Raw genomic sequence first — 16,092 nt, 5'->3', positions numbered from 1 at the left:
CGTCCCGGCGTCCCGGCGTCCCGCCGTCGGGCTCTGCGGGCTGCGCCCCGCGCCCCAGCAGGTCGCGGCCATAAGGCTCCGATCCATGACGCCTCCGGCCGTCGGTAGGCCCCTGGCCTGCGCGCTGCGCTTGCCCTCCTCACGCCCGCATGTGTGGTGGGGCTGGCTTGCTGATCCCTTCATCCTTGCACACCGTTCTCGCCGTCAAGGTCTGCGCGCCCGGTGGGCGCTGGCGGCCTCTCGGCCGTCTTCGAACCTGTGACCGCTGCGCTGCGGCGTGCCGGTTCCGGTCTCGGGCAATCCCGCCCGATCACCGGAGTTGGTCATGCAGCACGATCTGTTTTCTTCCCTCGATTCCCTCCTGTCGGTGCCCGCTGGGGCAGGGGGTTTCCTCATCCGTGACCTGACGGGCCAGTACCGGCCGGCCGAGGCCGACGAGGTGCTGCTGGCGGCGCAGCGGTTGCTGGCTGCACAGGTGCGCGGCAGCGACCTGATGGACTCGCCCGCGGTGGTGAAGGATTTCCTGCGCGCCCGGCTGGGCAGCCTGCCGCATGAGGTGTTTGCCGTGGTGCACCTGAACTCGCAGAACCGCGTGCTGGACTACGTCGAAATGTTCCGGGGCACGGTGAGCCAGACATCGGTCTACCCGCGCGAGGTGGTGCGCGATGCGCTGATGCGCAACAGCAGCGCTCTGGTCCTGGTGCACAACCACCCCAGTGGCGAGGCCCGTCCGTCGCGGGCCGACGAACATCTGACGCAGACGATCAAGCAGGCAGCAGCGCTGGTCGATGTGCGGGTGCTCGACCACTTCATCGTCGCTGGCGACGTGATCTGCTCTATGGCCGAATGCGGGCTGGCGTAACCCTTGGGGCCTGCGGCCCCAATTTTCTTGTTGTCGATCAGCGCGCTGCGCACGAGCGCAGGGGAGGGCTGAACGTGGCCGGTGTTCACCGGCAGCACATGGGGCAGCGGCCCTCACCCGTGACCGGGGATCGCGGTCTGGTTTCCTTCCCGCTGCGCGGGAACGAGTCCGCTGGACGAACTGACGTTCGGTCCGTTTCCGCCGCTGCGCTCTGGTCCCGTCCCGCACGCCAGATCGTCACCCCGGCCACCCGCCATGCCCGAAGCCGGGCCGCTGGGGATACCGGAGAAAGCGAACCCCGAAAGTGATCGCAGCGGCTCGAACGCCGCGCCAGTCGCTGCGCTTGGTGTCACGCCGTCCGCGACAGCCGCCGCTGCTCAGTTCACCCGGCCGCCTGCGCTTCGCTGGTCGCCCGAAGAGGTGTGGGCAGCGCGTGCGCCATTGGGCCCACCGCTATCCCCCCACGGCGCCCCCATCCACAGGTGAGGGGGACTTGTGGGGGGATCTTTCAGCGGTGGGCCAGGTGACTGGCTCACTGTTTCGTGCTGCAAGGTGTCCCCATCCCCCACCCCTTCCCGAGGGAAGGGGCCTTGCCCACCCCCCGCCCGCCCGTGGGCGGGAGCGAGGGAGTCCGAGCGAGAGGATCTGCCGGATCGGGGTCCGGCTGGTCGCTCTTGCAAGGAGTTTCACCATGGCCAATGTTCAAGTCATCCAGCGCCACGCGCACCTGGCCGGTGCCGTCAAGCTCGAATTCGTCAATGGTCGCGAAGGCCGTCTCGCCAAGGCGACGCTGACCGCCATCAGCAACCAGTACCGCGGTAGCGGTGAAGACCGCGAGGAACGCGCGGTCGCCGTTCAGTGGACTCTGTGGGGCAAGCAGGCCGAGCACGCCGCCGAGTACCTGGGCAAAGGCTCACACGTCAATGTGGTGGGCCGACTGCACAACACCCAGTACCAGGACGGCGAGGGCCGAGAGGTCTACGGAATGGCGTTCACCGTCGAGGACATCGACTACCTCGACAGCAAGGCCGAGAGCGAAGCCCGCCGCAGCCGCAGCGCGCAGGAGCCGCACAACCCACAGCCAGCGACCGCCTGAAGCACATCACCGGGCGCCAGCCGCCCGGTCTCCCTCTCACTCATCCATCCCGAACCAGGAGCACACCATGATCTCCACCGCCCATTCCCCCCGTCTGGCCACCCGTTTCGGCCAGAACACGTTTGTGATCCGCAGCGAAAGCCCACTGGCCGAAGATCAGATGCGCCGCGCTGCCCCGTCCATCTTTGCCGAAGGAAAACACGGCAGCCGTTCCGAGCGCTACACCTACATCCCCACCATCGACGTGCTGCGCGGTCTGCGCCAGGAGGGGTTCGAACCCTTCATGGTGGCCCAGAGCAAAAGCCGCATCGAAGGCAAGACCGAGTTCACCAAACACATGATCCGCATGCGTCACGCGGGGCAGGTGAACACCCGACCTGAGGCTAACGAGATCATCCTGATCAACAGCCACGACGGGGCCAGCAGCTACCAGATGCTCGCAGGCGTTTTCAGGTTCGTTTGCTGCAACGGTCTGGTGGTGGGCGACGTCATCAACGACATCCGCATCCCGCACAAGGGCAACATCCAGGACGAGGTGATCGAGGGCGCGTTCCGGGTGCTGGAGGACTTCGAGGTGGTGGACGCCTCCACCGACAGCATGAAGGCCCTGCCGCTGCAGCGTGAGGAACAGCAGGCCTTTGCCACCGCCGCCCTGGCGCTGCGCTACGGTGAACGGGGGGAGGGTGAGCCACCGGCCCCAGTGACCGCCGAGCAGCTGATCGAAGCTCGCCGTCCGGAGGACTTCGGTAACAGTCTGTGGACCACATTTCAGCGGGTGCAGGAGAACGCCTTGCGTGGTGGTCAGCCCGGGCGCGGTGCCAAGGGCCGGCGCCTGCACACCCGGCCGGTGGCCAGCATTGACCGCAGCGTGAGCTTGAACCGCGCGCTGTGGGTGCTGGCCGAAGAGATGCGCAAGCTCAAAGCCTGATCAGGTCTAACACCACACCGCCCTTGAGCTGGGGGGTGTGGTTCACCAGAAAATCCGAAACGCGCTCGCCGGCTGTAGCCGGCTCGCGCTATTTCGGCTGGGGCTTCTCACCGAAGCCACAGCCAGGCGGCCATTCCCCAGCTGATGGCCGAAGAGAGCACTGCCGTCGCGGCGTGCAGCAGCCACCCTTCCCAGGGGCGAGCACCTTTGCGGGCCATGGCTACTACCTCCTGCAGCGGCAGTGTCACCCGCTGCAGGGTCGGGCCGATTTCGTTGCGGAACACCACCCGCGCCGCTTCCTCCATGGCCCGGGTCTGTGTGTCCACAGTCACGCGGGCCATTTCGTCAGCATGGCGGGCAATGTGTTTTACCGTCTGCATCTTCGCGTTCTCGGTGATTTCATCCATACGCTTTGAATACGCTTCGACCCTCTCCGCCAGTTCGGTGCTGGTACTCAGCAACTCTATGCGGGTCGCTTCCAGTTGGGGTGCCAGTTTTTCGACCCGATCCAGCAACGTGCCCAGATCGCCGATGGCCACCGCCATCAGCTCCTCGCGGGCCGTGAACAGGTCGCTCACTGTGCCTGCCGTGCCAGCGGCACCACGTTGCTGGCGGCGCTCTCGGCCAGACCGAGTGCCGCAAAGCAGGCATCCAGCTGCGGCAATACCCCAACTGCCAGCCGCCGTATGGCCAGCTTCTGGGCCAGTGCGAGCTTTTCCGCGGTGTCGCTGGCCTTGACGATTAGGGCCTTGTAGTCGGTTTCGTCAAGGGCCAGGGTGGCAAGATCGGAATTGCTGCCCCGGATACGGCCATACACCTCGTTTGGGCCCAGATAGCAGGCCACGTTCTCTGTGGCGACGGGTTGCGCTTTGAGGAAGGCCCGCAACAGATCGAAGTGCGCCGGGACATCTGCGGCGCTGCTGACCATGTTGAACACCAGCCGAACCCTTGAACGGGAGACGCCCAGCCGCGCCAGCTCGACCAGGGTGGCGATGGTGTCCTGCTGCTGCTTGAGGGCCGGTACCGTGGGAACCACAAAGGCATCGAAGTCCTCGTGGCTGCCTTGGTACTTCTGCATCAGGTCGAGCAGTTCCTCCACGTTGCTGGCCCCGATGTCCACCACCGCGCTGTCCATGGTCTGCAGGAGTTCCTGCAGCTCGCCAAACTGCCGGCCACGCATCGCATGGCCTTCGCCGTCGGCCGCGTTCAGGCTCTCCACAGAAAACAGCTCCGAGCCGTCGATACGCGGCAGCAGCAGGTGCCTGGCGATGGTGGTCTTGCCCACGTTCCCCGAGAAGTTGATGACGGCGATTTTCATGACGGGTCCTTTGCGTTGAGCCTGGCGCGGGCCAGGGGGTTGGTGATTCGGCTGCTTGCAAACGCTTCCGCGATCTCTTTGCCGCTGCGCATGTCCGTTTCCACAGAAGCAACCTGCGCTGACTGGGGCGTGGTGGTTGCAGGAGTGGGCGTGGACCCCAGCGGTTGGGTGATAGCGGGGGGCACTTCGTCAGGTCGCGCACCCGATACCAAACCCTCCCCGACGGAAGCTGCCCTGCTCGCCCTGGCCACTTCGCGCTGCACGGTCGCATTGCTCACGTGTACGCCGACCGCAGCCAATGCCATGCGGATCGCCTCGAAGGTGTAGCCCTGGGCGCGCAGCTCCCGCATGTCCTGCGCAAAGCGTTTGGCCTTGCGTGAGCTTCTGCCTGGTGGATCGGTTGGAACCAGTTTCATCGTTCGGTTTCACGTCAGGTGTTGGTCGGCTGTTCGTCACTCGCTGATCGGTTGGTGCGGTGACTGTCTGCATGCTGATCACTGCTCGTGCCGTCTGTTCACGTCCGGAGCGGTGCTGATCGATACGTGCTCATCTTCAACCCGCCTGGCGCCTGTTCGCCTGCTGGATTCGGACCCAAATCCAGCGGCGACAGAGCCTCGATTCAGGCCAATACTGGGTTCATGGGTGAGTGCAGAGATAGGCGGCCAGCCGCCGGTTTCACAAGCGCTCCGCGCCCCTCCATTCGTCAACCCATGAACACCCCAACACACGACTTCGTCACGGTTGAAATGCGCGGCTTGAAGGCCGCGCTGGTGGCCCGTGCGCAGGCGCAGCGGGTCAGCGTCTCGGAGTTGGTGCGCGGCGCCGTGGCCCGCGATCTGGGACTTTCGACGGAGGGTGAGCCCCGTATCTGGGAGATGCCCCACCCGGCTGGACACATAGCCGGCGTCAAGCTGTCGATCCGCATGTCTGCCCAAGAGGCTTCGCAACTGGCTGCAGGCGCCCGAGCCGCGGGTCTGTCACGCGGTGCCTACCTGGCTGGGCTGGTGGCTAACGTGCCCGTGTTGTCCGCCGGTGGCAGCCGGGCCGAACACATCGCCGAACTTAGGGTTTCCAGCGCCGAACTGGCCACCCTGAGCCGAAATATCCACCGCCTCACCGTGCTGCTGCGCCAGGCCAACATCGAGCCCGCCAGGGCCTATCGCGAGATGCTGGACACGCTGGCAAGCGACGTGCGCGGTCACCTGAAACTGGCCGCGCGTACCTTAGCCAACCTGCAACCGAGCAACAGGAGCGCAGGGTCAACCACGTCCCACACCAAGTAGCGAAAGGAGTTCGCCATGGCTATCCCGGACAACTTGAACGGCATCCTGATCACCTGGGGTGATCGCCTGTTCTACCCCAGCAACCGCGTGGTCAAGGTGAAGCCTTCGCCACGGCTGAGTGGGGACGCGGCACGCCAACGCGCAGCCGTCATCCGTCAGCGCATTGCGGCCACAGTGGTGCGGCGCGCGCCGCAGGTCATGGTCAAGGTGACTGGGGGAGGGCGCGGACTGCGGGCCATCGCCGCCCACTTCCGCTACATCAGCAAGAACGGCCGACTGGAAATTGAGGACCAGCGCGGCGAAATCATGCGGGGCAAGGGTGTCCTGCACGACCTGGCCGAGGAGTGGCGCTTCAGCGGCTCGTACATACCTGACGGAGCAGAGCCAGGCCACCGGCGGGAGGCCTTCAACATCATGCTGTCCATGCCACGCGGCACCGACCCGCTAGCCGTGCAGCGTGCAGCCCGGGAATTCGCACAGGTTGAGCTGAGGGACCACAAGTACGTGATGGTGCTGCACGACCACCAGGCCAACCCACATGTGCACATCAGCGTGCGGGCCGAGTCGACACTGGGCAAGCGCCTCAATCCTCGCAAGACTGATCTGCACCGCTGGCGCGAAACCTTCGCTGACAAGCTGAGAGGTTATGGCGTGGACGCAGAGGCGACCCGGCAATCGACACGCGGCCAACATCGTCGACCTGATCGGCTTTGGCGCTTGAAGGCACGGGAGGAAGACCGCCTTCGCACCGCAAGGTCAACCGAGTACAGCGAGCCAAGAGTGCACCCTTCACAAGCCAAAGTTGCAGAAGCTTGGTTACAAGTGGGTCGGGCACTGGCTGGCTCAAACGAGTCTACAGACCGAGAGCTAGCCACCCACATATTTCGCTTCATCAGTGAAATAGGAGCACGCAAGGCGACTGAACAGTCACGGGCACCGGTGCATAGAGTCGATCGGCAGCAACAGCCATCGGCGCCTTCGCCATCAGGGAAGGCCCCGCTACCGCTGATGATCCGGCCTGATGACCGAGCCCAAGCAAGGTGAGATTTGGCTTCTTGCCACCGTGAAATGGGCCTTGGGGAATGAACGAAAAGCGCCCAGATTGCAGATCACTGCAGAGACTTCTCTTCTTGTTCGTACAAACAATCTGCAGTGTCGCCGTATGGTCATCTAACAGTGCCTCAGGTGCATGTAAAACGCAGTACATTTGCAGGACAAAACCATTTGGGTGCACGACCATGAAACGACTGAAGGATGAGACCTTGTCTATCCGCACTTCAGCAGACATCAAGCAGTTGCTGAAGCTGGCGGCGGCACGGGAACACCGATCCGTCGCGTCCATGGTCGAGGTGCTGGTTCTGGCCTACGCGGAAGAGCACGGCTTGGAAGCCGCGCCCGATGCGCCGGCCAACGCTGGGGAGCGGAAGAAGAAACATGGAACTGATTGACAACATCACCCGGTTGCTGGGTGACGACCTCAAGGCGACGCTAAAGCCCAAGTCACGGCTCAAGATTGCCGCTTCTTGCTTCTCGATGTACGCCTTCGAAGCCCTGAAGACCGAGCTGGAGAAGATCGACGAACTCAGCTTCATCTTCATCTCGCCCACCTTCACGGCCAGCGAGGTCACCGACAAGATTCGCAAAGAGCGCAAGGAATTCCACATCCCCAAGCTCGACCGCGAGCGCAGCCTGTATGGCAGCGAGTTCGAGATTCAGCTGCGCAACAAGCTGACCCAGCGCGCCATCGCCAAGGAATGCGCCGACTGGATGCGGCGCAAGGCCCGGTTCAAGAGCAACCGCACCAAGGCACCCATGCAACCTTTCGCCGTTGTGCAGGCCAACGGCGCGGATACCGCCTACATGCCGCTGCACGGCTTCACCGCCGTGGACTTGGGCTACCAGCAAGGCAACGCGGTGTCCAATCTCGTCAACAAAATGGACGAGCCCGCCTTTGCCGCCACCTACCTCAGCCTGTTCGACCAAATTTGGAGCGACCCCGAAAAGCTGGAGGACGTGACCGCGCAGATTTGCGAACACATCGCCTCGGTGTACCAGGAGAACTCGCCCGAGAGCATCTACTTCTTGATGCTTTACAACATTTTCAACGAATTCCTGGACGAGATCGACGAAGACGTACTGCCCAACGACCGCACCGGCTACCAGGAAACTCTGATCTGGAACAAGCTCTTCAACTACCAGAAGGATGCGGCCACCGGCATCATCAACAAGCTGGAAACCTACAGCGGCTGCATCTTGGCCGATAGCGTGGGCCTGGGAAAAACGTTTACGGCGCTGGCCGTGGTCAAGTACTACGAGCTGCGAAACAAGTCGGTTCTCGTGCTGTGTCCCAAGAAGCTGGCTGACAACTGGCTCAACTACAACCGCAACCTCAAGACCAACATCTTCGCCAAGGACCGTTTCAATTACGACGTCCTTTGTCATACCGACCTCAGCCGCACCAGCGGCGAATCCTTCGGCACGCCGCTGAACCGGATCAACTGGGGTAACTATGACCTCGTGGTCATCGACGAGTCCCACAACTTTCGCAACAACGATGCCTTCAAGGAGAAGGAGACGCGCTACCAAAAGTTGATGAACAAGGTCATCAAGGAAGGGGTGAAGACCAAGGTTCTGATGCTCTCAGCCACCCCGGTCAACAACCGTTTTGCCGACCTGCGTAATCAGCTGGCGCTGGCCTACGAAGGGGACTCGGAAAACCTCAGCAAGAAGCTCAAGACCGGCAAGACCGTAGAAGAGATTTTCCGCGGGGCACAGGGCTCGTTCAATGCTTGGGCCAAACTGCCTCCGGCCGAGCGCACAGCACGAGCCATCCTCGACTCCCTGGACTTCGACTTCTTCGAGCTGCTGGACAGCGTGACCATCGCGCGCTCGCGCAAGCACATCCAGACCTTCTACGACACCAAGGACATCGGGCAGTTTCCTGAACGCAGAAAGCCGCTGACCTTTCAGTCTCCGCTGACCGCCCGGACCGATGTGATGGGCTTCAACGGCATCTTCGAACAGCTTTCTCTGCTCAAACTCGCGGTCTATGCCCCGATCAGCTACATCCTGCCCAGCCGCCTGAGGAAGTACGAAGACATGTACGACACCCAGGTGGGGTCGGGCAAAGGCACATTGCGACAGATTGATCGCGAACGCAGCTTGCAGGCGCTGATGGTGACCAACCTGCTCAAGCGCCTGGAAAGCTCTGTCCAGTCGTTCCGGCTCACGCTGGAGTCTCTGCGGGCCAATCACACCAACACGCTGGGTAAGATCAACGCTTTCCAGCAGAACGGCCAGGCCACTCTGGTTGGCGACCTTACCGAGGCACTGGAGGGACTGGACGCCGAAGAGGACGACATCCCCTTGCAGGGAGAAGAAGAGATTGGCGGCAAGGTCAAGATCAACCTGGCGGACATGGACTTGCCCTCGTGGAAACACGAATTGCAGGCCGACCTGAAGGTGATCGACGACCTTTTGGCCGCCATGCACCTCGTCACGCCCGAGGACGACGCCAAGCTCCAACACCTGAAGGCCCATGTGCTGGAGAAGATCGCCAACCCGATCAACCCCGGCAACAAGAAGGTGCTGATCTTCACCGCCTTTGCGGACACGGCCGACTACCTCTATGCCAACCTCGCCCCCGTGCTGCAAGCAGCCCATGGCTTGCACACCGCCAAGGTAACCGGGAAGGGCGCGCCGAAGTCCACGCTGAAAAAGGGGTATGACTTTCAGGAGCTGCTGACGCTGTTCTCCCCGGGCTCCAAGGAGAAGGCCGTGGTGCTGCCGGGCGAGCCCGCTGAGGTCGACTTATTGATTGGTACGGACTGCATCTCCGAAGGCCAAAACCTTCAGGACTGCGACTACCTCATCAACTACGACATCCACTGGAACCCCGTCCGCATCATCCAGCGGTTTGGCCGAGTGGACCGCATCGGTTCGCCCAACACCAGCATCCAGCTGGTCAATTACTGGCCCGACATCACCCTCGACGAGTACATCAACCTCAAAGACCGGGTGGAGAGCCGCATGATGATTGCGGACGTGACTGCCACGGGTGACGACAACGTGCTGTCTGCCCAGGCCAACGACGTGTCGTACCGCAAGGAGCAGCTGCGCCGCTTGCAAGAGGAAGTCATCGAGCTGGAAGACCTGAAGACCGGCGTGTCCATCACCGACCTCGGCCTCAACGACTTCCGCATGGACTTGCTCAACTACGTCAAGGAGCATGGCGAGCTGAGCAACGTGCCCAATGGCATGCATGCCGTGGTGCCCGCCAAGCCCGCCATGGGCTTGCACCCCGGCGTCATCTTCACGCTGCGAAACCTCAACACGGGCGTCAACGTCAACCAGCACAACCGGCTGCACCCCTACTACCTCGTCTACATCGACCGGGCTGGCCGTGTGGTGCACGACCACACCGAGGTGAAGCGCCTGCTGGACTTGGCTCGCACCTGCTGCAAGGGCCAAGACAAGCCCATTCCGCAAGCGACCCAGCTCTTCAATGAAGAGACGGCCGAGGGTCGACAGATGCAGGTGTACTCCGATCTGCTGGGCAAGGCCATTCGCTCCATGATCGAGGTGAAGGAAGAGAAGGATCTGGACAGCCTGTTCACCGGCGGCAAGACCACGGCACTGACCAACACCATCTCCGGCCTGGACGACTTCGAACTCATCACCTTTCTGGTGATCCAGGAGGCCGGATGAGCGCCTTGTTCGCCTACCCCAAGCAAGCGGAGTTTGGCCGCGTACTGCCCAAGAACAAGATTTACGAGCACAGCGGCGCCAACACCCGCTTGAAAGACTTGTTCGTGGAACAGGTGGAGCAGATCGTCTGGCGCTACAAGCTGGCACCAGAGACGATCAACCTGGGCGCAAGACCGGGTGTGCCGGAGATTCAAGTCTTCGCCATCCAGCTCAAGACGTCAGAACTACACCGTGACGTCCTCCGATGCATCGACGGTGCCATTCAGTTCCCCATCATCTTTGAACTGACTCACGGCCAAGGAGCCGAAGCCAGATCGCAGCTCGTAGCCGCCTACAAGCGCCCCAGCGAAACCGATCATGCCAGCTGGGTTTGCTCCGATTACTTCGAGTCAGGCTGGACGCCAGCTACGGCTGAGCGCACCCCTTTGCCACTGGCCCTAGACCTCGGCGGGCTTTATGAGCAGTTGCTTCGTCGACTTGTGCCCGTGGCGCCCAGACCCAATGAGTCTTTGGATGTTCAAGTCATTCGAGCCGAACAGGTCAGGACCAAGGAGCGCGAAGTCGCTCAGGCTCAGGCGCGCCTTGCTAAAGAGAAGCAATTCAATCGAAAAGTGGAAGCCAACGCCAGATTGCGCCAACTGACGACTGAACTGCAAGCACTCAAATCGTGAATACTTAGGGAGCCGAAGCAAAATGAAAATTCAAACTGTACGTATACAAAACTTTCGCACGCTGAAGGATGTCACCATCCCCTTCGACGCTGTGACGACTTTTATTGGACCGAACGGTGCAGGCAAGTCAACCGTACTTCGTGCGCTCGATTGGTTTTTCAACGGAAAGCCTGGATCGCTGACCGAGAAGGACTGTTCATTTGGAGCGATTGACCAGGACATCGAAGTACAGATCACATTCTCTGATCTAACCGAGAAGGACCGAGAGGCACTCGGAAAATACGCGCCGGAAGGATCTGTCGCTTTCACCGCGTGGAAGCGCAGATCGCCTGACGGCACCGATTTCCTCTCAGCAAACGCAAAAGGGTTTCCGCCCTTCAATGCCATCAAGGCGGCAAGTGGTGCCACTGCGAAGAAAGAGATGTACTCGGCTCTGCGTGCTGACAATCCAGGGTTGGGCTTGCCGGCAGCCAATACGGCTACTGCCATAGAGCAGGCCATGGCAGCTTGGGAGGGTGCTCACGTCGACCAGCTTGTTGACGCACCAGAAGCGCTTCAAACCAATTTTTTCGGTTTCAATAGCGGCGGCAAGATGAGCGGTCTTTTCGACTTCGTATTGGTCACGGCCGACCTTCGAGCAAGTGAAGAATCAATTGACGGCAAGTCGAGCATCATTGGCAGAATTCTTGAGCGGTCAGTAGATCGCGCTGCCGCAGATGAAGCAATTGCAGAAATAGTTGCGGAGTCGCGCGCAAAGCAGCAAAAAATTTATGAAGAGACGTTCAAGGACCAGCTTGTTGCCATCACGAAAAAGCTAAACGATGTTGTTGCGTCCTATTCTCCGGGAAGAACTGTCACGGTTGCTCCTACAGAGGTTGAACTGAAAGCGCCCAGAACCACCTTCGAGGTCGCTGTGCTAGACGGCGTTACTGAGACGGCTGTGGAACGTCAAGGACACGGCTTTCAACGCACGATTCTGATTTCAGCACTCCAGCTCTTAGCACAATCAAGTGCCGCTTCGGCTGAAGGGGTTATCTGCTTGGCGATTGAAGAGCCTGAGCTTTTCCAGCACCCAATTCAGGCCCAAGCCTTTGCAAAAGTGCTCAGGTCACTTGCCGAAGATTCGGGCAAACGCATCCAAGTGACGTATGCAACGCATAGCCCATACTTTTTGGAGGCTCGCCATTTTGACCAAGTCAGGCGGCTAACGAGATCCGCTGATGAGACTCCAGTCGTGACCATCCATTCGTCAAGTATTGCAGATGTGCAAACGATTCTACATGGCGTGGTAGACGCTGGGCAGATAGAGCGACAACTGGATGGCATCGTCACTGGTCGTCTAGCTACTGCGATGTTCGCATCATGTGTATTGCTGGTAGAGGGCGACACCGAGGTGGCGGTTTTCTATGGAATTGGCGACAGAGAAGCAACGGGCCTACTTGAAGCCAAAGGGCTCTCCATTGTTCCTGCGGGCGGAAAGGGCGGGATCCCATTGGCCCACGCCATTCTCACCAGTCTTGGGATCCCAACTTATGCACTCTTTGATGGGGATGGCGGTTTTGAGGCGCGCGCAAAATCGGTTGGAAAAAAGCAATCGGTCATCGATGCGGAAAGAGCGAAGTACTCAACCGAAAATAGGCGACTATTAAAGTACTTCACAGAAACCGAAAGTGACTTTCCAGCTGAGCATGTCGGCGATCGTGTGGCAACCCTAACGGATCACCTTGAAAGTTACTTGGATGCAAGTTGGCCAGAGTGGACGGCATCATGCTTGGCAATTGAAGCTTCGGCTGGGGTCGAGCTGTCTAAAAATCAGTATGCATATCGGGCTGCAACGATAGAGGCAGCAGGTGTTGTACCTGAAATGCTTCAAGAGGTGCTGCACAAAGCTATGGGGAATTGACCATGAATGAAATCATCTGCCCCCACTGCCACAAAGCCTTCAAGATTGACGAGGCTGGCTATGCAGACATCCTCAAGCAAGTGCGCGACAGCGCGTTTGAGCAGCAACTGCACGAAAGGCTGGAGCTGGCCGAGAAGGACAAGCAAAGTGCGGTCGAGCTGGCCAAGGCGCAGTTGACCAGCGAGTTGCAGAATGCCGCGGCAGCCAAGGATGCTGAAATTCAGGCCTTGCAAGCCAAGGTGACCTCAGCCAATCAGGAGCAACAGCTGGCGGTAGCCCAGGCACTGAGCAGTGCTGAGAAAGAGCGCGACGCTCTGGCCCACCAGTTGGAGCAAGTCAAGCGCGACAACCAAGCCGCCGCGGCACTGGCGCAAGCACAACGCTTGGCCGATCTGCAACAGGCAGCTGCCGCCAGTGCCGCCGAAATACAAGCCTTGCGGGCGCAACTGGACGTCGCCACCAAGGACCAGCAATTGGCCGTCAACCAAGCATTGAGCACGGTTGAAAAGCAGCGGGACGAGTTCAAAAGCCGCTTTGAACAAGCGCAGCTGGAGAAGCGCCTGGCCGAGCAGTCGCTCAAAGAAAAGTACGAACTCCAGATCAAGGAGCGCGAAGACGCCATCGAACGCCTGAAAGACCTCAAGGCCAAGCTCTCCACCAAGATGGTGGGCGAAACCCTGGAGCAGCACTGCGAAACAGAGTTCAACCGCCTCCGCGCCATGGCGTTTCCCCGCGCGTACTTTGAAAAGGACAACGACGCCAGCAGCGGCAGCAAGGGTGACTACATCTTCAAAGATTCGGACGACGCGGGCACCGAAATCGTGTCGATCATGTTCGAAATGAAGAATGAAAACGACACAACTGCCACCAAGAAAAGGAACGAAGACTTCTTCAAGGAGCTGGACAAAGACCGCTCCGAAAAGGGCTGCGAATACGCCGTGCTGGTCTCACTGCTGGAGCCAGAGAGTGAGCTCTACAACACAGGCATCATCGACGTGTCGCACCGCTTTCCAAAGATGTACGTGGTGCGCCCACAGTTCTTCCTTCCCATCATCACGCTGCTGCGCAACGCGGCCCTGAACTCGCTCAAGTACAAGACCGAGCTGGCCTTGGTGAAGTCACAGAACATCGACATCACCAACTTTGAAAACCAGCTGGATAGCTTCAAGGAGGCATTTGCCAAGAACTACGACCTGGCTTCGCGACGTTTTCTAACGGCCATCGACGAAATCGACAAGTCAATAGACCACCTGCAGAAGACCAAAGAAGCCTTGCTCGGCGCCGACCGCAACCTGCGGCTGGCCAACGACAAAGCGCAGGATGTCACTATCAAGAAACTGACTCGGGGCAACCCCACCATGGCGGCCAAGTTTGCCGAGCTGAAGCAAGCGGCCAAAGACACGGAATAACAAGATGGAAAAACTGAAGATGCACTCGCCCAACCTCACGCAGGACAACATTGCACGCATTCGCGACCTGTTTCCTAGCTGTGTGACCGAGGGCAGGGGTGAAGATGGAAGCATAAAGCTTGCGGTAGATTTCGATCAGTTGCGGCAAGAGCTTTCCGATTCTATTGTTGAAGGGCCACAGGAACGCTACCAACTGAACTGGCCTGGGAAACGCGATGCGCTGTTAACGGCAAATGCGCCAATCGCCAAGACGTTGCGCCCCTGCCGCAATGAAAGTGTGGACTTCGAAACCACCAGGAACCTGTTCATCGAAGGCGACAACCTTGATGCACTGAAGTTGCTGCAAGAAACCTATCTTGGCAAGGTCAAGATGATTTACATCGACCCACCATACAACACTGGGAACGATTTTCTCTATGAAGACGATTTTTCTGCAGATTCGGCGGAATACTTGCGCCGATCAAATCAGGTAGATAACGAAGGAAATCGTCTTGTTTCAAATCCAGCTACGAATGGTCGATTTCATTCCGACTGGTTGAGCATGATGTATCCACGATTGCGAGTCATGGCCAATCTCTTGGCAGATGACGGCATACTCGCTGTCTCGATCAATGACAAAGAAGTTTTTCAGCTCGGCAAGTTGCTGGATGAAATCTTCGGCTATTCAAATAGGCTAGCCTGTGCTCCTTGGCTCTCCGAGGCAAGTGGGGGAAAGGAAAAGACGGGACTTAGGACCGGTCACGAGTATTTGCTAATCTACTTCAAATCCTCAGCAGAAAGTGTGTCCCAAGACGAGAGATCCACTGGCGCCCTGAACCTTAGCGATAAAAATGGACCCTACAGGAAGGGGCGGGAGTTGATGAAGTGGGGAGGAACATCCTTGCGGTCAGACAGACCCAATCAGTTTTATGAGCTCAAATGCCCGACTGGTGAATCCGTTTTCCCTTACCGAAACGATGGGAAGGAGGGGCATTGGCGCTGGGGGAAAGACAATCCTGACATTCTTGTGGCGCAGACTGATCCTGATTTCTTTCATTGGGAGAAACGTCCTTTCGACGATGGAAAGTCTGTCAATGGAGCTACTGAAAGATGGGTTCCATATGAGAAAATTCGCGACGTGAAGAAGTCTGTCGGATGGAGCACTTGGCTGGACAAGTTTGGTACAAATGCAGATGGCACCAGAGAATTGAAAGAGCTTTTTGGCGTGAAGGTTTTTGACACACCCAAGCCGACTCAACTCATCAAGTGGTTCATATCCCTACACGGGAATGATGACGGTATTGTTTTGGACTTCTTCTCTGGATCTTCTGCAACTGCAGATGCAGTAATGCAGCTAAATGCCGAGGATGGAGGCAAACGTCGCTTCATCATGATTCAGTTGCCAGAGAGGTGCGCAGAAGATTCTGAAGCCTTCAATGCTGGCCACAAGACTATTTCTGGAGTCAGCAGGGAGCGAATTCGCCGTGCCGGAAAGAAAATTCGCGGGGATGGATATCAGATCGATGCTGGATTTCGTGCACTCAAGATAGATACATCGAATATGGTCGATGTCTATTACGCCGCAGATAATCTCGAAAAAGATCAAATCGGCCTGTTAACTGACAACGTCAAACCTGACCGCACACCCGAGGATCTGCTGTTCCAAGTGATGCTCGATTGGGGCGTTGACCTTTCTCTGCCCATCGCCAAACAGACCATTCAAGGCAAAGACGTGTTCCTGGTGGACGGCAATGCACTGGCTGCCTGCTTCGATGGTCATGGCGGCGTCGATGAAGACTTCGTGAAAGAGCTGGCCAAGGTGCAGCCGCTGCGCGTGGTGTTCCGCGACGCGGGCTTCAAGGACAGCTCGGTCAAAATTAACGTGGAGCAAATCTTCAAGCTGCTGTCGCCTGCCACAGAAGTGAAGTGCATCTGA

General features: G+C 59.2%; 14 protein-coding genes. 11 read left to right on the top strand and 3 right to left on the bottom strand.

The features are described 5' to 3' along the window. Nucleotides 1–325: 325 nt before the first annotated feature. From radC to ACLIJ1_RS06120, 3 genes are all read left to right on the top strand, one after another. A complete protein-coding gene (gene radC, locus ACLIJ1_RS06130; protein WP_411364582.1) occupies nucleotides 326–862 on the top strand; it encodes a RadC family protein in 537 nt (178 codons plus the stop codon). Between the two features lie 691 nt (nucleotides 863–1,553). Beyond that, nucleotides 1,554–1,958: a single-stranded DNA-binding protein gene (locus ACLIJ1_RS06125; protein ID WP_411364581.1), complete on the top strand. Its 405-nt coding sequence runs from the start codon at nucleotides 1,554–1,556 to the stop codon at nucleotides 1,956–1,958. Nucleotides 1,959–2,025: 67 nt separating this feature from the next. Then, the gene (locus ACLIJ1_RS06120) at nucleotides 2,026–2,886 is read left to right on the top strand and encodes a DUF932 domain-containing protein (RefSeq protein WP_411364580.1); all 861 of its coding nucleotides are present in this window, start codon (nucleotides 2,026–2,028) and stop codon (nucleotides 2,884–2,886) included. 107 nt (nucleotides 2,887–2,993) lie between these two features. On the opposite strand, the gene ACLIJ1_RS06115 is transcribed toward ACLIJ1_RS06120, so the two are convergent. Genes ACLIJ1_RS06115 through ACLIJ1_RS06105 form a run of 3 tightly spaced genes read right to left on the bottom strand, consistent with a single transcriptional unit; the run spans nucleotide 2,994 to nucleotide 4,620 of the window. Then, complete coding sequence (locus ACLIJ1_RS06115; protein ID WP_411364579.1) at nucleotides 2,994–3,464, bottom strand: hypothetical protein; 471 nt, start codon at nucleotides 3,462–3,464, stop codon at nucleotides 2,994–2,996. Next, nucleotides 3,461–4,204 (bottom strand): StbB family protein, encoded by a 744-nt coding sequence (stbB, locus tag ACLIJ1_RS06110; RefSeq protein ID WP_411364578.1) that lies wholly within the window; start codon nucleotides 4,202–4,204, stop codon nucleotides 3,461–3,463. The genes ACLIJ1_RS06115 and stbB overlap by 4 nt, the downstream gene beginning before the upstream one ends. Further along, nucleotides 4,201–4,620, bottom strand: coding sequence for a hypothetical protein (locus ACLIJ1_RS06105; RefSeq protein ID WP_411364577.1), 420 nt, complete (start codon nucleotides 4,618–4,620; stop codon nucleotides 4,201–4,203). Before ACLIJ1_RS06105 ends, stbB begins: the two co-directional genes overlap by 4 nt. Before the next feature lie 294 nt (nucleotides 4,621–4,914). On the opposite strand from ACLIJ1_RS06105, the gene ACLIJ1_RS06100 reads away from it, so the two are divergent. The 8 genes from ACLIJ1_RS06100 to ACLIJ1_RS06065 all read left to right on the top strand — a co-directional run bounded on the left by ACLIJ1_RS06100 (nucleotide 4,915) and on the right by ACLIJ1_RS06065 (nucleotide 16,092). Then, nucleotides 4,915–5,487, top strand: coding sequence for a hypothetical protein (locus tag ACLIJ1_RS06100; RefSeq protein WP_411364576.1), 573 nt, complete (start codon nucleotides 4,915–4,917; stop codon nucleotides 5,485–5,487). Nucleotides 5,488–5,502: 15 nt separating this feature from the next. Then, nucleotides 5,503–6,531, top strand: coding sequence for a relaxase/mobilization nuclease domain-containing protein (locus tag ACLIJ1_RS06095; RefSeq protein ID WP_411364575.1), 1,029 nt, complete (start codon nucleotides 5,503–5,505; stop codon nucleotides 6,529–6,531). A 194-nt stretch (nucleotides 6,532–6,725) separates the two neighbouring features. Then, a complete protein-coding gene (locus ACLIJ1_RS06090) occupies nucleotides 6,726–6,935 on the top strand; it encodes a hypothetical protein (protein ID WP_411364574.1) in 210 nt (69 codons plus the stop codon). Next, complete coding sequence (locus ACLIJ1_RS06085) at nucleotides 6,922–10,194, top strand: helicase-related protein (protein ID WP_411364573.1); 3,273 nt, start codon at nucleotides 6,922–6,924, stop codon at nucleotides 10,192–10,194. The genes ACLIJ1_RS06090 and ACLIJ1_RS06085 overlap by 14 nt, the downstream gene beginning before the upstream one ends. Next, on the top strand, nucleotides 10,191–10,865 hold the full coding sequence (locus ACLIJ1_RS06080) for a DUF4391 domain-containing protein (RefSeq protein ID WP_411364572.1): 675 nt from the start codon (nucleotides 10,191–10,193) through the stop codon (nucleotides 10,863–10,865). Before ACLIJ1_RS06085 ends, ACLIJ1_RS06080 begins: the two co-directional genes overlap by 4 nt. Before the next feature lie 22 nt (nucleotides 10,866–10,887). Further along, nucleotides 10,888–12,768 carry an ATP-dependent nuclease gene (locus ACLIJ1_RS06075; RefSeq protein WP_411364571.1) on the top strand — a complete coding sequence of 627 codons (1,881 nt, stop codon included), beginning with the start codon at nucleotides 10,888–10,890 and terminating at the stop codon, nucleotides 12,766–12,768. Between the two features lie 2 nt (nucleotides 12,769–12,770). After that, nucleotides 12,771–14,177 carry a DUF2130 domain-containing protein gene (locus ACLIJ1_RS06070; protein ID WP_411364570.1) on the top strand — a complete coding sequence of 469 codons (1,407 nt, stop codon included), beginning with the start codon at nucleotides 12,771–12,773 and terminating at the stop codon, nucleotides 14,175–14,177. A 4-nt stretch (nucleotides 14,178–14,181) separates the two neighbouring features. Next, nucleotides 14,182–16,092, top strand: a complete 1,911-nt coding sequence (locus ACLIJ1_RS06065; RefSeq protein WP_411364569.1) for a site-specific DNA-methyltransferase — start codon at nucleotides 14,182–14,184, stop codon at nucleotides 16,090–16,092.

It is taken from the genome of Hydrogenophaga sp. RWCD_12 (assembly GCF_046604225.1).
Taxonomy (GTDB): Bacteria; Pseudomonadota; Gammaproteobacteria; order Burkholderiales; family Burkholderiaceae_C; genus Hydrogenophaga.
Note: the sequence above shows the minus strand (reverse complement) of the source record. Positions and strands in the feature narration are given on the sequence as shown.

Bases quoted from the DNA above. Each gene is read 5' to 3' on its own strand.
- radC (WP_411364582.1), top strand. From the start codon at position 326: ATGCAGCACGATCTGTTTTCTTCCCTCGATTCCCTCCTGTCGGTGCCC.
- ACLIJ1_RS06125 (WP_411364581.1), top strand. From the start codon at position 1,554: ATGGCCAATGTTCAAGTCATCCAGCGCCACGCGCACCTGGCCGGTGCC.
- ACLIJ1_RS06120 (WP_411364580.1), top strand. From the start codon at position 2,026: ATGATCTCCACCGCCCATTCCCCCCGTCTGGCCACCCGTTTCGGCCAG.
- stbB (WP_411364578.1), bottom strand. From the start codon at position 4,204: ATGAAAATCGCCGTCATCAACTTCTCGGGGAACGTGGGCAAGACCACC.
- ACLIJ1_RS06105 (WP_411364577.1), bottom strand. From the start codon at position 4,620: ATGAAACTGGTTCCAACCGATCCACCAGGCAGAAGCTCACGCAAGGCC.
- ACLIJ1_RS06100 (WP_411364576.1), top strand. From the start codon at position 4,915: ATGAACACCCCAACACACGACTTCGTCACGGTTGAAATGCGCGGCTTG.
- ACLIJ1_RS06095 (WP_411364575.1), top strand. From the start codon at position 5,503: ATGGCTATCCCGGACAACTTGAACGGCATCCTGATCACCTGGGGTGAT.
- ACLIJ1_RS06090 (WP_411364574.1), top strand. From the start codon at position 6,726: ATGAAACGACTGAAGGATGAGACCTTGTCTATCCGCACTTCAGCAGAC.
- ACLIJ1_RS06085 (WP_411364573.1), top strand. From the start codon at position 6,922: ATGGAACTGATTGACAACATCACCCGGTTGCTGGGTGACGACCTCAAG.
- ACLIJ1_RS06080 (WP_411364572.1), top strand. From the start codon at position 10,191: ATGAGCGCCTTGTTCGCCTACCCCAAGCAAGCGGAGTTTGGCCGCGTA.
- ACLIJ1_RS06075 (WP_411364571.1), top strand. From the start codon at position 10,888: ATGAAAATTCAAACTGTACGTATACAAAACTTTCGCACGCTGAAGGAT.
- ACLIJ1_RS06070 (WP_411364570.1), top strand. From the start codon at position 12,771: ATGAATGAAATCATCTGCCCCCACTGCCACAAAGCCTTCAAGATTGAC.
- ACLIJ1_RS06065 (WP_411364569.1), top strand. From the start codon at position 14,182: ATGGAAAAACTGAAGATGCACTCGCCCAACCTCACGCAGGACAACATT.